The organism is uncultured Nostoc sp. (assembly GCF_937863485.1).
Lineage (GTDB): Bacteria > Cyanobacteriota > Cyanobacteriia > Cyanobacteriales > Nostocaceae > Nostoc.
Map to the genome: position 1 here is coordinate 1 of NZ_CALMFY010000045.1, position 14,771 is coordinate 14,771.

Below are 14,771 nucleotides of genomic sequence, written 5' to 3' on the forward strand. Positions count from 1 at the left end.
CTTACTTATCCTGACTGATTTTCGTCCTCTTTGCAAAAAACTGGGATGCTCCCATGGCAAAGTCGATCGCCATGCTTTACCCATACCTGAGACAATTACTTCCTATAATCAAGATTATGTGGCACCGCGATCGCAGGTTGAAGAGTTACTTGCAGAAATTTGGGCTAAAGTCTTGGGAAAAGAGCAAGTAGGCGTTCACGACAATTTCTTTGAATTGGGCGGTCATTCTCTACTAGCGACTCAGCTAACTTCCCGCATTCGGGACACCTTCCAAATAGATTTGCCTGTACGCAATTTGTTTGAAGCACCAACTGTTGAACAACTTGCTAGGTGTATTGACACAATGTATTGGACAGCAAAAGGTGTGAATAACACTGAAACTACCGGAATTCAACGAGAAGAAGTAGAATTTTGAGAAACCCCTGAGTTAGAAATCACCATGCCATTTATGCCATCCGGTATATGTGTACGAGCCGCAGTAGCGATTAACTTAAGCTATTAGGATAAATGCGCGAATTGGCTGAGTTTAAGCTAAAGGGAAGCAAGAAAAGCTCTTTAAGATCATGTCCGTCTAACTGCTTGTTAAATAAAACTCTCCACGTAAGAGCCTTACAGTGTTTTTGCGTCAGCCGTAATGATAAGTATTCAACCGGACTTGATATGACTTACTTTTTGATCGCATTTATGTACAGCCTCGCTGCCTGCGTTTTTCAGTCTTGGGAGTTTTTAACAAGCTCACTAAGCTTTTCTACTGCCGTCTTCAAGCAAAAATCTCTAGTAGAAATTAACCTGTATTAGGAAGTGGGCGATGCACATTGGATTTCTCAACCCTCAAGGCAATTTTGATTCAGGCAATAGTCACATAACGAAACACCCAGATTTTGGGGGTCAGCTGATTTATGTTAAGCAAGTCGCCATAGCCATAGCTCAAATGGGTCATAAAGTTGATATTCTCACCCGTCAAATCATTGACCCGGAGTGGCCAGAGTTTGCCCAAGCGATTGACACTTATCCAGGGGTCGATAACGTTCGCATTATCCGTTTACCAGCAGGGCCAAAAGAATTTTTGCCTAAAGAGTTTTTATGGTCTGATCTAGTTAGTGATTGGGTACCTAACATCCTGAAATTTTATCAACAGCAGGGTGGCTTACCCGATGCAATGACTGCCCACTACGCCGATGGCGGACTATGTGGCGTTCTGATTGAAGAAGAGACAGGTATACCTTTTACCTTTACTGCTCATTCTCTCGGCGCTCAAAAGATGGAAAAACTGGAAGTTACCCCAGAAAATCTTACAGAAATAGATGAGCAATTCCAGTTCAGATATCGCATCTTAGCCGAACGCCTGAGCATGAATCGCTCGGCTATTAATATCACCAGTACACGACAGGAACGCTTTGAACAGTACTCTCATCAAGTCTATTGTGGTGCGGTGGATGTAGACAATGACAACCGTTTTGCGGTGATTCCACCGGGAGCAGATTTCTCGATTTTCGGTGCAAAGGCGCGTTCCGAAAACGAGGAGGCTACCTACCAACTCATTCAGGAGCGATTGGCACGGGACATTGCAGAACCACGTCGAGATTTGCCCACCATCATCGCATCCAGTCGATTAGAGCCTAAAAAAAACGTATTAGGGTTGGTGCAAGCTTTTGCAATGAGTTCAACACTTCAGGAACGAGCTAACTTGGTGCTACTTACAGGAGGGCTGGACGATCCTTTACGAGAGGAGACTAGTGACGACATGACTGAAGAAGTATTAGCCCCCATTCGGGAGGTGGTTAAAGAAAACGACTTGTGGGGTAAGATCAGTGGATTTGGGTTGTCAGATCAGTCTCAAGAGTCACTAGCAGCAGCCTATCGGTTTATGATTAAATGCCGCTCGGTGTTCGCGCTGACCGCACTCTACGAACCCTTTGGACTTGCTCCCTTAGAAGCAGCAGTTGCAGGTTTACCAGTGGTAGCAACCAAGAACGGTGGCCCTAGCGAGAGCTTGCAACAGGGAAATAACGAATATGGCGTACTCGTTGACCCAGAAGATCCTGCTGATATTGCGCGGGGCTTGGAGCGGTTGCTATGTGATGCTCAGGAGTGGGAGTATTTTGCCCAAGCTGGTCAGCAACGAGTGCTAAAGATGTACACTTGGGAATCTACTGCTGAAAACTACCTGTCTTTGCTTGATTCGATTCTGTCTTCACCGGAAACCCGCCCTCGCGCTGACCTGCTTCCCATCCATCCCTACTTCCGTAATCCAGAATCGCAGACCGATGTTTCTTTGGAAGAATTGAGCGACCTCTACTTTGGAACTAACCAAAAGGTACTAAGTACATCTAGCCCGTGAAGAAGTAAAGGAAGTTTTAAGTAATCATCCCAGCTATAAGCAGCCTGCACAAAACGTGCTGACTGCTTCGGCAAACTGTTGGTTTTGTTCCATCAATGCCATGTGTCCACCTGGTTTTATGGTGACTCTTTGAGAGTAAGGCAATTCTGCTTTCATGCGATCGCTTGCAACGGGTTTAGTTGCTATATCTGAAGCGCCACAAACAACCAACACAGGAATGTTAATAGTTGCAAGTGTTTCTGTTTCATCAAACTTCAACATTGCCAGTGTGCCACGAGCTAGAACACCAGGCGAACCCAATGCTGATAATAGACCTGCAAAACTTAGTTGACCACGTGTTTCAGTACCCGTAAATCCAGACAGTTCGACGGTGATGTACAGCGAACCATTCAAATATGAGAGCCAAGTCATCAACCAAAAAATCGGCCACAGCACACTAGTCAGGTACAACACAGGTTCGAGTAGCGGTTTCTGCAATTTACGTACCAGACCGCTAAAAATACAAGTTTTTACCGGATTGGTGTAAGTAGTATCTACAAGAATTAAGCCAGCCACCCGACTCCCTAATTGCTCTGGAAACAGGCGACTGAATGTTAGGTTGATCATCCCACCCATGCTGTGTCCTACCAAAATAACAGGTTTATCCCCTGCTATGGCAACAACAGCTTCCAAGTCACGGGCATATTTTTCTATAGAGTGATCATTGTTTTTCGGTTTGGAGGATTTTCCTAGTCCTGGTAGATCCCAAACAATTACTCGGAAGCGATCGCTTAGTTGTCGTTTGGCATAATACCATATAGTACTGTTTGGCCCCCAACCGTGTGACAAAATAATTGGTTGACCATCTTCAGGTCCAAAAAACTCTACTTGTAACACGCTCCCATCCGGTCGTGGCAAACGCTGCACGGTTTTGCTACGCATAAACTTAGGTTCCTCGGCTCCTGGACGGCGCAGCAGTGGCAAACTGATAAAACGACCACCAAAAGACCAAAGAAACATTACTAGCCCAGCCACTAAGTAGGAGGTTCCTACAAGTTCTCCTTCGTACCACTCATAAAGAATGTATATTCCCCCGCCAAGTACCCCAATCGACAGCAGTTGACTCAACCATACGAGCAGTAAATTATGAGGCATGAACAGCATGAGCCTAAACCTTGCGATACGTGATTAACTGCTTTGTCTTTTAGGTTCATACCACAGTTAGTACCATCCTATTTTCAGCCTCAAGAAGGATTTATACCCTGTTATAAGTGTGATAAAAATGTTGGGTTAGTTAATAAGCAGTGCAGCTTGGCAGAAATTTGCACTTCGCTCACACTTTTGTGTATCTCCTACCTTCTAATAAGTAACAACAGTTGCGAAGGGGTATAATTTGAATACGGTTGAGTTTTTATCTTATCTTCGCAGCTTAGATATTCAAGTTTTTCTTGATGGTGAAAAGTTTCGCTGTAACGCCCCTGAAGGGACTCTTACAGGAGAATTACGTGCAGAAATTCAAGAGCGGAAAGCAGAAATTATTGAATTTTTAGAAGCAACTAATCGAACTAATAACCACAGCTTTAGACCTCTGGTACCTATTTCGCGGTCAGAAAATCTTCCCCTTTCTTTTGCTCAACAACGGTTATGGTTTCTTGACCAATTAATCCCTAATAATGCTTTCTATAACATTCCACTAGCACTAAATTTAACAGGTTCGCTCAATCAAGCCGCGTTAGAGCAAACTTTTAACGAAATTGTGCGCCGACATGAAGCTTTACGCACCACTTTTGTCATTCAGTCAGGGCAACCAGTTCAGGTAATTAATCCTACGCTCAAAATACCCTTGCCAGTAATAGATTTACAGCAACTGCCACAAGCCGAACGAGAAATGCAAGCGCGACGACTTACTACCCAAGAAGCTCAACGTCCTTTCAATTTATCAACCGATTCGTTGCTGCAAGTAAAACTACTGTGGTTAGATGAGACACAATATATCTTGCTGCTAACTATACACCACATTGTCTGTGATGGTTGGTCCATTGGGGTGCTGATTCAAGAGATAGCAGTACTTTACACAGCCTTTGCCAACAATCAGCCTTCTCCTCTAGCGAAACTTACAATCCAATATGCAGACTTTGCATACTGGCAACGCCAGTGGTTGCAAGGGGAAGTTTTAGAAAAGCAACTGAGTTATTGGCAGAAGCAATTAGATGGCATTTCTATGCTAAATCTGCCAACCGACAGACCAAGACTAGCTGCTCAAAGTTACCAGGGTGCAAGGCAACCTCTGCAATTATCAAAAACTTTGAGTAAAGCACTTTTAGCTCTCGGGCAGCAAGAAGGGGTAACTTTGTTTATAACCCTACTAGCAGCATTCCAAGTTTTACTTTACCGCTATACACAACAAGAAGATATTGCTATCGGTTCACCTATTGCCAATCGCAACCGTAGTGAAATTGAAGGATTAATTGGTTTTTTTGTCAATAGCTTAGTACTGCGTACCCAACTAAGTGGAAACCCAACTTTTCGGGAATTATTGAGTAGAGTTAAAGAGGTAGCTTTAGAGGCTTATGCTCACCAAGATTTGCCTTTTGAAAAACTCGTAGAGGAACTACATCCAGAGCGGAATTTAAATCAAAATCCGCTCTTTCAAGTAGTTTTTGCGCTCCAAAATACGCCAATGTCCGCCTTAGAATTACCTAGTTTAACTTTAAGTCCGCTACCATTTGAAACGGAAACAACGCGCTTTGATTTGGAGTTCCACTTGTGGGAGCCAAATACGCAAAATGGGTTATGGGCAGATAGCTCAGAGGGAATTAGTGGTTTTGTAATTTATAGCACTGATTTATTTGATGATGCTACTATCACCAGGATGCTAGGACATTTTCAAAAATTACTGGAGGGTATAGTTGCAAATCCAGAACACCGAATTGCACAATTCCCACTTTTAAGCGAATCTGAGCTATATGATTTATTAGTTGGATGGAACAATACTCAGTCAGATTATCCTCAAGATAAGTGTATCCATCAATTATTTGAGAGTTTTGCAGAGCAGAAACCTGATGCCATAGCCTTGGTATTTGGAGACAGACAACTTACCTATAAGGAGTTAAATATACGCAGCAACAAACTTGCACATTATTTAAAAAAATTAGGAGTTGAAGCCGAAGTTTTAGTAGGACTTTGTGTAGAACGCTCTTTTGATATGGTAATTGGGATGTTGAGCATCTTAAAAGCAGGCGGAGCTTATATACCTTTAGATCCAAGCTATCCGTCTGAACGTTTAAACTTTATGCTTGAAGATACTAAAATCTCAGTTTTATTAACTCAAGATAAATGGATTAAACGTCTAGGAACCCATAATTCAGAGGTAATCGCTTTAGATAATGATTGGGAAATTATTACTCAAGAAACTGAAGATAATCTTCCCAACCAAGTTAAAGTAGATAACCTTGCTTATGTCATTTATACCTCTGGCTCAACTGGAAAGCCTAAAGGGGTTAAAATAGAACATAAAGGATTGTTAAATCTAGTTTTTTGGCATCAAAAAACGTTTACAGTTTCACCTCTTGACCGAGCAACGCAGATTTCTGGAGTTGGCTTTGACGCTTGCGGTTGGGAAATTTGGCCTTATCTTAGTACTGGTGCAAGCATTTATTTTGTAAATGATGAAATCAGGCAAGTACCTGAACAATTACGAGATTGGCTAGTATCAAAAGCGATAACAATTTCTTTCCTCCCAACACCTTTAGCAGAGAAAGTTTTATTATTAGATTTTCCCACGAACGCGGCTTTACGGATATTACTTATAGGTGGAGACAAATTAAATCAATATCCTTTAGCTGACCATTTTTTTCAAGTATTTAATAATTATGGGCCAACTGAAAACACAGTCGTTACAACTTTTGCCCATGTTTCTGTTAAACATAAAGATAATTTAGCACCTGCAATTGGTCGTGCGATCGCCAATACACAAGTTTACATATTAGATCAATATTTACAACCTGTACCCCTCGGCGTTTCGGGAGAGTTGTACATAAGTGGTGATGGATTAGCGCGAGGTTATTTAAACTGTCCTGACTTGACTGCTAAATCTTTCATTTATCATTCTTTTACTAATAAGTTAAAAGTACGGCTTTATAAGACAGGTGATTTAGTTCGCTATCGAGTAGATGGTAACATTGAATTTTTAGGTCGCCTCGACGAGCAGGTAAAAATCCGCGGCTACCGCATTGAGTTGGGAGAAATTGAAGGGGTACTCAGTCAGCATCCAGCAGTGCAGCAAACTGTAGTTATAATTCGCGAGGATAAAAGAGAAAAATGCTTAGTAGCTTATGTAGTACCAAAAACCGAATACAGCAGCAAGCAGGAGAATATGCAATTAATGCAATTGCAGAATGAGCAAGTTTTGCAATGGCAAATGCTCTATAACGAAACTTATAACCAACCTGTTGATTCCGATCCAAAATTGAATATTGTAGGTTGGAATAGTAGTTATACAAATCTACCTATTCCATCAGAGCAGATGCGTGAGTGGGTGGATAACCAAGTCGAGCAAATTTTGGCTTTTCAACCCAAACGAGTGTTAGAAATTGGTTGTGGAACAGGTTTAATTCTGTTTAGGGTTGCACCTCACTGCACTAAATATTGGGGGACAGACTTTTCCGCAGTTTCGCTTAACTACATTCAGCAGCAGTTACAAAAGCAAGAAATGCCGCAAGTAACGCTGTATCAGCAAATGGCTACTAACTTCGAGAAAGTAGAAACAGGAGCTTTTGATGCAGTAATTCTGAACTCGGTTGTACAATACTTTCCTACTATTGATTATCTGATTCATGTATTAGAAGGTGCTGTGGAGGCAACTGCTCCAGGTGGCTTTATCTTCATAGGAGATGTACGTAGTTTGCCACTCTTGCAAGCTTTTCATGCGTCAGTGCAACTGTATCAAGCTGAACCTTCCCTTAGCAGCTTTGAGTTGCAGCAACGGATACAAATGCAGATATTTCAAGAAACAGAGTTAGTCATTGATCCAGCTTTTTTTACTGCAATAAAGCAACACTTTCCCCAGATAAATCATGTGCAAATTCAACTGATGCGGGGTAAACATCACAATGAGTTAACTGAGTTTCGTTATAATGTGACTCTTCATATTAATGACGAAACTGTTAATAATACTAAAAATTATTCCGTGCTAAACTGGTCTGAAGATAATCTAACAATCTCAGCAGTACGTCAGTTATTAATTGAAAATCAACCAGAAATATTAAATATTATTAATGTACCTAATGCGCGGGTAATGTCAGCAGTTAAAACAGCAGAATGGCTATCAAACGTAGAAGGTTTTAAAACTGTAGGTCAAATACGTAAAACTTTGCAAGAACTCGAAAATTTCGGAGTAGATCCAGAAGATTTCTATGCGCTGAATGTACCTTATGGGGTTGATATTACCTGGTCACATTCAAGTATTGAAGGTCATTATGATGTGGTTTTTATACGACAAGATGGAGTAAGTAAGAGAATTATTTTTCCACATAGCATGACTCACTCTCATCCCTGGCAATCTTACGCCAATAATCCCCTACAAGCCAAAGCAGCGCGTAAATTAGTGCCGCAGTTGCAGACTTACGTAGCACAAAAACTGCCTGAGTATATGATGCCATCAGCTTTTGTAGTATTAGAGTCTTTACCTTTAACAGCTAATGATAAAGTCAATCGTCGCGCCTTAAGAGCATTGCATGATGTAATTAAGCTCCAATTGTCTAAAAATTACATCGCACCTCGGACTGCTGTTGAACAAGTGCTGGTGAAAATTTTTGCTGAGGTTTTAGAAATTAAGCGCGTAGGAATTTATGACAATTTCTTTGAATTAGGCGGTCATTCATTACTGGCAACTCAGCTTGTCTCTAGAGTGCGCGACGGTTTATGTGTGGAGTTACCTTTGCGTAGCGTATTTGAAGCATCGACAATTGCACAACTATCTAAAGTGGTGGAAAGCTTTAAAGAAAGCAATACTCAAAATCAAGCCCCAGTTTTAGTACCACTATCGCGTGAAAGTCGGCGGATTAAGTTATCTTCTTTAAACGAAGAGAGCAAGGGGCGTTAGTAGTTATGAAAAAGTTTTACTGGAGAGCAGAAAGATGGTAATAACCACGGCTTCGGTGTGACTTTAAGGATAAGCTTGCCGTTACTGTTATATCAAGTTCAGATAAGTTATAAAGCAGACTGGATAAGAGCCATAGCCCGTAGACCTCGCTGAAAAAAGGGTAGTTTAGCCGGGCTTCAAGCAGATCAATTCATGAGCTAGATCAGTCCAAAATTCCATTGCCCCTATCCATAATTGACCATTGCATTCCAACCCAGAAAGCACTATGTCGGCGGTGCAGGGTTACTAGCCCCTCACACCTAATATTTGCCTTCTGACAAGAGCATGTCCAGATTGAACATCAAACCAGTGAATATCTTCAGGGGGTAATGTCAGTGTAATATCCTCGTCATTCCAATTTTGGTCTATTGGTAACAAAGCACGTACTATAGTCGCTCCAGTTTGTGAACCTTCAACTTTGACACTGACTAAATAGTGCATACCCAAGTTTTCTACTAGATACACTCGCCCTTGGATAGTTTGAGTATCACCTGGTTGGGCAATGCGAACGTTTTCTGGGCGGATACCTAGCACAATCTGGGGTGGTACAGTTGGTATATCTGGCAGAGATATCTGGAAGTTACCTATTAGAGCGGATCGCTCATTACAAAGTAGAGTCAGCAAATTCATCTGAGGACTACCAACAAATCCAGCCACAAATAAATTAGCTGGATGGTTATAGATGAGTTCGGGCGGGTCAAGTTGCTGGACATAGCCATCGTTGAGCAAAGCTACTTTCGTGGAGAGTGTCATCGCTTCTGTTTGGTCATGGGTAACATAGACCACAGGGACTTTTTGCTCGGCAAAAATTTGCTTGAGGTCGGCTCGGACTCGTTCCCGCAACAGCGCATCCAAGTTACTTAAGGGTTCATCTAGCAGGTACACATTGGGATTACGTACTAAGGCACGACCAACTGCAACACGCTGTCGTTGACCTCCAGACATTTGACCAGGCTTGCGGTTCATTAGCTCTTCTAGTCCTAAAATTTTTGCCACTTCTGCTACTCGCTGTTTAATTTCTACAGATGGTACTTTTCTTAGCTTGAGTCCAGAAGCAAGGTTTTGGTACACTGTCATGTGCGGATAGAGTGCATAGCTTTGAAATACCATTGCGATATTGCGATCGCCTGCTGACTTATAGGTAACATCTGCGTCGTTGATCTTAATCTGACCGCGAGTAGGTTCTTCAAGACCCGCAATCATGCGTAGAACAGTGGATTTGCCACAGCCAGAAGGGCCAAGTAAAGTGAGAAACTCATCGTTATCTACTGTTAAGCTAACGTCTTTAACAGGGACAACTTTGGAAGTATAGGTTTTATTCAAGTTTTTGAGTTCGAGTTTAGCCATTTTTCTTTTTATCCTTTGACAGCACCAGCGGTAAGACCTTGGACAATCCGGCGCTGGAAAAACAAAACTAGTAAAACCAGGGGTAACGTCCCTACAACAGTAGCAGCGGCGATGGAACCGTAGGGAATTTCAAATACTGACGCACCACCCAACTGAGCAGCAGCAACAGGAATCGTCTTCATCTCTTCACGGGTCATAAACGTTAGAGCGAAGATAAACTCGTTCCAGGCAAAAATAAAGGTGAGAATTCCAGTAGTCACTAAGGCGGGAAGGGTCATGGGCAGCACGATTTGCCACAGTAGTTGAAAAGTGTTGTAGCCATCGACCCTAGCAGAATCTTCTAAGTCTTTAGGTAATTGTTGGAAAAAGCTTCTGAGTACTAGAATTGTCAGGGGCAAATTGATGGCAGTGTAGGGTATAATCAGCGCTAGATAGTTGTTGCCCAGTCTGAGCGCTTGGATAATTTCTAACAGTCCCAGGAATAACAGAATTCCAGGAAATAAAGTCACTATTAGAACACTAGCGAGGATAACTCCTTCACCCCACGGGCGTAACCGTGCCAGCGCATACGCAGCGGGTGCACCGATCGCTAAAGCTAAAGCTGTAGAAGTAATCGACACAAAGGCACTGTTGAAGATGTAGCGCCAAAATGGACGACGGGTGAATAACTCAATGTAGTGACTAAAAGTGAATCGCGTGGGTAAATAGACAGTGGGAACGGCGGCAATATCTTCGTTAACTTTAAACGAGGTCAGCAATTGCCATAGGGCTGGCGCTAGGCTGAATAACATTACTAAGACAATTGCTATTAGCAGCAGGATTTTTTTTAGAGAAAACCTGCTTTTCTGTGTTTGTTGCGGAGTTGTTGGAACTGGTTGTGGAGTTGAACTCATAGGGTGAACTACTCCAACCTATAGACGGACGGGGCTTCCCAATTCATCGGGAACAGCCTCCAGGACTTCGTAGTTCTATTGGTCTGACATTCCCTCCAAGGGCAGGAGTCCTGGTTTCCAAGACTCAAATCTTTTACTCTGAACGTAGCCCTACGGGGAAGCAAGCTACGCGTAGCGTCTCGTAGAGAAGCCGAAGAATTTTCTTGCAACATATACCTATTAGCTTAGTTTTCGCTTATGGCATTGATGGTCAAGACGCTGACTATCTTACCAGAAAAATTGATGATTACTCATAATATTAGGACTACTATTTGATTTTTGAACAGATACGTAGGGGAGCCAGCGCCCAGAGGGGTTTTCCAAGTGAAGCGCCGTTATGTTAGCAGCGATCGCCCCTTGGCCAGACGCGATCGCTTCCCACCCGTAGGTAGTTCCACCAAATAGTCTTGGAGACAATATTATTATGGAACAAAACGGAATTTATATTATCAAAGCTTTATCTGTGCAAGATTTTCTTGCGCAACACCCAATGAAGCATGAGGATTTAACGCGATTACTGGGTGTATGTGTTGATGCAGTTAACTCTTGGTCATGTGGTAGACGCATCCCAAGACCATAAGTTCTTACACATTTAGCAACGCTGGATGAGTGATTTAAAGAAAATCCACCAATGCTTCTTACCATCAGTAAATCATTTTCAACTGATAGAGTCCGGGATAGATATTCAGGAGACGGCTTAATAGAATTTCTAATTATTAGTGGTGCGCTCGCTTTACTAATTACACTTGCAAATCACATTATTACTAGACTACAAGTCGAGGTGGAGCAATAGCAAACACAGCAACTAAACAGATAAAATTGACTTATACAGCTGTAGACTTGGATGTATTGTTGGAGACGAGTGACACAAATATTAGAACTAACTGGCTACCCAAACTTGAAGAGGTTTTCTGGTGGAAAGTTGCAGACTTAAAGGATGGCAATCGCTTTATAGCCTGGGCGCGTGAAGAAGAATTCTTCAACCTTCATGCAATATCTCCTAAAATCCCCATGCGATCGTCTGACTGGATATATTTTAAGAGATGATAGCGGAAAACCTCTCATGCAGCCCAACCCTGAGCGTATTGGCATTGAGACTTATAAAAAGCAGGTTTGGGAACGGTACAACGGATTACATCACATCTGCTTTATTAAGTGCAACTTTATAGAGAATTTGTATAAGTCTTCTGCCTCGTTGAAACAAGAAAACCAAGTTATAGGTGTTGAGGTAAAAGACTGTAATCAAGGCACTTTTTTTGCACCACCCGTCGCCCAAAATGAAAAATCTTCAAGTTCAAAACAAGTCCTTTTGCTTCGTTGATAGCTGTGTGCCATTCTATTTTATTCCCATCTTCACAGATACTCGTTTTGTTGCATCTGAACTTCAGAAGCCAAATTGGTAATTGATAACAATTGTTTATAATCTTTTGGTGTATCAATATCAATATTACCTAGTGGAAACGGAATAGAAAAGACTTCATTGAGGTTATTATTTATAACTTTTTTTGCTCCTGAAGTTTCTTTTAAAGCAGCAAGTTCTGAAAAAAATATCTGACTAAATAGAGATGGGACACCTAATGTACCCGCATATTCACAAGCAATGATTGGTTTTTTTTCTGAATAATATGCATCAACAAGCTGATTGATAATTTGGTAAGAAACAAATGGCTGGTCGCAAAGTGTAATAACTACTGCTTCTATTTTTTGAGGAAGATTATTTAACAATTCTATACCGCTTTTGATTGAAGTACTCATTCCACAAGCCCAATCCAAATTCTTAACTACTCTAACGGGAAGTTGCTTAATTTGGGGATGAATCTGTTCTGCATTTGCTCCAAGTACTACTACTACAGGTTGGCAAACTGAAGCGATCGCCATTTCAGTAATGTGTTGCAAAAAACTACGTCCTTGGTGAAGCAATAGTTGTTTAGGTGTACCCATACGAGTAGATGCACCAGCAGCAAGAATCATAATGGCTATAGTTGATTTTTTATTGTCTATTTGCTCAGTGTTAAATACCATGACAGATAAAAACTATGTGGTAACTAGCAAGTTTAAGTTGCTTTCATAGCATTGGTGAATTGGTTGATTGCGATTTCTTAAAAAATTACCACTGCGGTTTGTGAGCACTGCTTGAATTTCAGCAATAATGGCGATCGCTATTCCTTCCGGTGTATCTGCACCGATGTCAATTCCAATAGGACCATGCAATCTTTTTAATTGTTCAGTAGTATAAACTATTCCTTGCAAACGTAAATCTTCAATCAACCTTTCAGTCCGCGCCTTAGGGCCTAAAACCCCTATGTATCGTCCAGGAGATGGCAACAACATTTTCAAAATTTCCAGGTCATCAAGATAATTATGTGTCATCACTACAGCAACTGTGTAGGCATCTATAAATACCTGTTTTTTTACAATTTCTCGCCGACTAAGAATCACATCACAAGCCATAGGAAATCGCGATTTAGTTGCCTCATTAGCTCGACAATCGACTACAGTAACCTGCCAACCTAATGCTTGAGCAAACTGTGCTACGGGTACAGCGTCATAACCTGCACCAAATATTACTAAAGATGTGGGTGGGTGGATGACTTCGATAAAAACTTCTGCACTGCCTAAAGGTAACTGATAGTTGTTTACGCTTGACTTTTGATTAACAAAGGCTGCTTGAGTGTCTGCACTCAGAGATTGAATTAAATTTGGATCTTTAATGTCAGTCAGAATTTTACCGTTTGGATACAGCAATAAGCGCGATCCAAGTTTCACATCTACCCCGCCTTCAAAAGTAAAGACTGTAGCAATAATACCCAAATGTTTTTTATGAAAGCACTCCTGTGTAAAAGCGATCGTATTCAGTGTGCTTTCTGTCTCAAGACGTTCGATGAGAACTTGCACCATTCCATTGCACCCTAGACCAAAGCCCCAAAGAATATCTTCAGAGGCGCTATTATCGTAAGTAACAACAATTGGTTTGCCGTCTAACATTCGTTGTTGAGTATGCTCAAATACGTCATTCTCCAAGCAACCAGCGCTGATTGTTCCGATCATCCGACCTGCATTTGTCATCAACATTTTAGCACCCGGTCGGCGATAGGTTGAACCTTGAGTTTTAACTACAGTGGCAAGGAAAGTGATTTCACCATTTTTTTGACTTGACTCGAAGCCTTCTAAAATTGCTTGTAATTCGTTCATTTGATTGCTTATTTTTCTGTTTATAGATAGCAGTTTATTAGCTTGAGCAAGCAGTCCCAATGAAAACAATACGATGACTGTGCCATCCTGCATTACTACTAGTGTCAAATACGAGTCGATGACCACCCATTAACCATTAAAGCATACCCATGAGACTGACTGCGTTGTTTACTGCCGCAGGTATCACACTGTTCTGCTACTTAAGATAAGTGAAAATCTCGCTAAAATCATACCTCGCAGGATAGTTGTCAATTTGAATTATTTATCTATTATAAGAGTTAGTAGGGAATACTGATTTTTTGTAACTTACAATTTTAGCAAAGTTATTTAAGCTTCTTGCTAAAATTTTTATTTGAAACTCTTCCTCTGCGTTTTTGTGTTGGAAAGTTTTGATTGTTGCAAACTTCCGTACTCTGTAAGAAGCCCTTCAGATTCTTGGTTGTGTTGCAAAAACTAATTAAGGACAAAAAACTCCTTTGTAAGGAGATGGATTATGCTATCACTCCAAAAATTTCAGATATAAATTTGATCCGTTCTTTGACGGTTCCTTTCTTCACTGTTTCAATTTGCCCAATCTTTAGCAAGCGCATAATTTCGTAACTATTTATCGTTCGTCTTGCTGTGTTAAATGATTTAAACCCCATTCCCGGTTTGACTAACCATTTGATAAATCTGTGGTCCTGCTCGATTCTCTGATTGAGAGACTTATTCTGCCGCAGTTCCGGCAAAACTACCAACAGAGCCGAATGAGCAATTAGTAGATCAAGCAAATCTTCAGTTTCAATCGGCTGAAGATTTTCAGAAAATTTATAACTTCTTTGTCACCCCTTCAGTGATT

General features: G+C 41.3%; 12 protein-coding genes. 5 read left to right on the forward strand and 7 right to left on the reverse strand.

The features are described 5' to 3' along the window. Together Q0541_RS06430 and Q0541_RS06435 are read left to right on the forward strand one after the other, a co-directional pair. Window positions 1–415 (forward strand): phosphopantetheine-binding protein (locus Q0541_RS06430; protein WP_298907203.1); only part of this gene is annotated, 415 nt, incomplete at its 5' end. 393 nt (window positions 416–808) lie between these two features. Then, on the forward strand, window positions 809–2,341 hold the full coding sequence (locus tag Q0541_RS06435) for a glycosyltransferase (protein WP_298907206.1): 1,533 nt from the start codon (window positions 809–811) through the stop codon (window positions 2,339–2,341). 33 nt (window positions 2,342–2,374) lie between these two features. Here Q0541_RS06435 and Q0541_RS06440 read toward each other — a convergent pair whose 3' ends face one another. Further along, the gene (locus tag Q0541_RS06440; protein ID WP_298907209.1) at window positions 2,375–3,475 is read right to left on the reverse strand and encodes an alpha/beta hydrolase; all 1,101 of its coding nucleotides are present in this window, start codon (window positions 3,473–3,475) and stop codon (window positions 2,375–2,377) included. Window positions 3,476–3,713: 238 nt separating this feature from the next. On the opposite strand from Q0541_RS06440, the gene Q0541_RS06445 reads away from it, so the two are divergent. Continuing rightward, window positions 3,714–8,423, forward strand: a complete 4,710-nt coding sequence (locus Q0541_RS06445; protein WP_298907212.1) for a non-ribosomal peptide synthetase — start codon at window positions 3,714–3,716, stop codon at window positions 8,421–8,423. A 285-nt stretch (window positions 8,424–8,708) separates the two neighbouring features. On the opposite strand, the gene Q0541_RS06450 is transcribed toward Q0541_RS06445, so the two are convergent. The 3 genes from Q0541_RS06450 to Q0541_RS06460 form a co-directional block, all read right to left on the reverse strand. Next, window positions 8,709–9,809, reverse strand: coding sequence for an ABC transporter ATP-binding protein (locus tag Q0541_RS06450; protein WP_298907215.1), 1,101 nt, complete (start codon window positions 9,807–9,809; stop codon window positions 8,709–8,711). An 8-nt stretch (window positions 9,810–9,817) separates the two neighbouring features. Next, window positions 9,818–10,702: a carbohydrate ABC transporter permease gene (locus Q0541_RS06455; protein WP_298907217.1), complete on the reverse strand. Its 885-nt coding sequence runs from the start codon at window positions 10,700–10,702 to the stop codon at window positions 9,818–9,820. A gap of 267 nt (window positions 10,703–10,969) precedes the next feature. After that, window positions 10,970–11,158 (reverse strand): hypothetical protein, encoded by a 189-nt coding sequence (locus Q0541_RS06460; protein WP_298907219.1) that lies wholly within the window; start codon window positions 11,156–11,158, stop codon window positions 10,970–10,972. A gap of 402 nt (window positions 11,159–11,560) precedes the next feature. Here Q0541_RS06460 and Q0541_RS06465 point away from each other — a divergent pair, with 402 nt between their 5' ends. Then, window positions 11,561–11,788 (forward strand): hypothetical protein, encoded by a 228-nt coding sequence (locus Q0541_RS06465; RefSeq protein WP_298907221.1) that lies wholly within the window; start codon window positions 11,561–11,563, stop codon window positions 11,786–11,788. Between the two features lie 16 nt (window positions 11,789–11,804). Further along, window positions 11,805–12,062, forward strand: coding sequence for a hypothetical protein (locus Q0541_RS06470; protein ID WP_298907222.1), 258 nt, complete (start codon window positions 11,805–11,807; stop codon window positions 12,060–12,062). Between the two features lie 32 nt (window positions 12,063–12,094). Here the strand turns inward: Q0541_RS06470 and Q0541_RS06475 are convergent, their stop codons facing one another. From Q0541_RS06475 to Q0541_RS06485, 3 genes are all read right to left on the reverse strand, one after another. After that, window positions 12,095–12,763, reverse strand: a complete 669-nt coding sequence (locus Q0541_RS06475; RefSeq protein ID WP_298907225.1) for a nucleotidyltransferase family protein — start codon at window positions 12,761–12,763, stop codon at window positions 12,095–12,097. Window positions 12,764–12,775: 12 nt separating this feature from the next. Then, the gene (locus Q0541_RS06480) at window positions 12,776–13,933 is read right to left on the reverse strand and encodes an XdhC family protein (protein WP_298907227.1); all 1,158 of its coding nucleotides are present in this window, start codon (window positions 13,931–13,933) and stop codon (window positions 12,776–12,778) included. Between the two features lie 491 nt (window positions 13,934–14,424). Next, on the reverse strand, window positions 14,425–14,703 hold the full coding sequence (locus tag Q0541_RS06485; protein ID WP_298907230.1) for a DDE-type integrase/transposase/recombinase: 279 nt from the start codon (window positions 14,701–14,703) through the stop codon (window positions 14,425–14,427). Between the last annotated feature and the right edge of the window lie 68 nt (window positions 14,704–14,771).

What these genes read in the sequence shown, in the direction of transcription:
- Q0541_RS06435 (WP_298907206.1), top strand. Translation starts at nt 809, where the DNA reads ATGCACATTGGATTTCTCAACCCTCAAGGCAATTTTGATTCAGGCAAT.
- Q0541_RS06440 (WP_298907209.1), bottom strand. Translation starts at nt 3,475, where the DNA reads ATGCCTCATAATTTACTGCTCGTATGGTTGAGTCAACTGCTGTCGATT.
- Q0541_RS06455 (WP_298907217.1), bottom strand. Translation starts at nt 10,702, where the DNA reads ATGAGTTCAACTCCACAACCAGTTCCAACAACTCCGCAACAAACACAG.
- Q0541_RS06480 (WP_298907227.1), bottom strand. Translation starts at nt 13,933, where the DNA reads ATGAACGAATTACAAGCAATTTTAGAAGGCTTCGAGTCAAGTCAAAAA.
- Q0541_RS06450 (WP_298907215.1), bottom strand. Translation starts at nt 9,809, where the DNA reads ATGGCTAAACTCGAACTCAAAAACTTGAATAAAACCTATACTTCCAAA.
- Q0541_RS06470 (WP_298907222.1), top strand. Translation starts at nt 11,805, where the DNA reads ATGCAGCCCAACCCTGAGCGTATTGGCATTGAGACTTATAAAAAGCAG.
- Q0541_RS06475 (WP_298907225.1), bottom strand. Translation starts at nt 12,763, where the DNA reads ATGGTATTTAACACTGAGCAAATAGACAATAAAAAATCAACTATAGCC.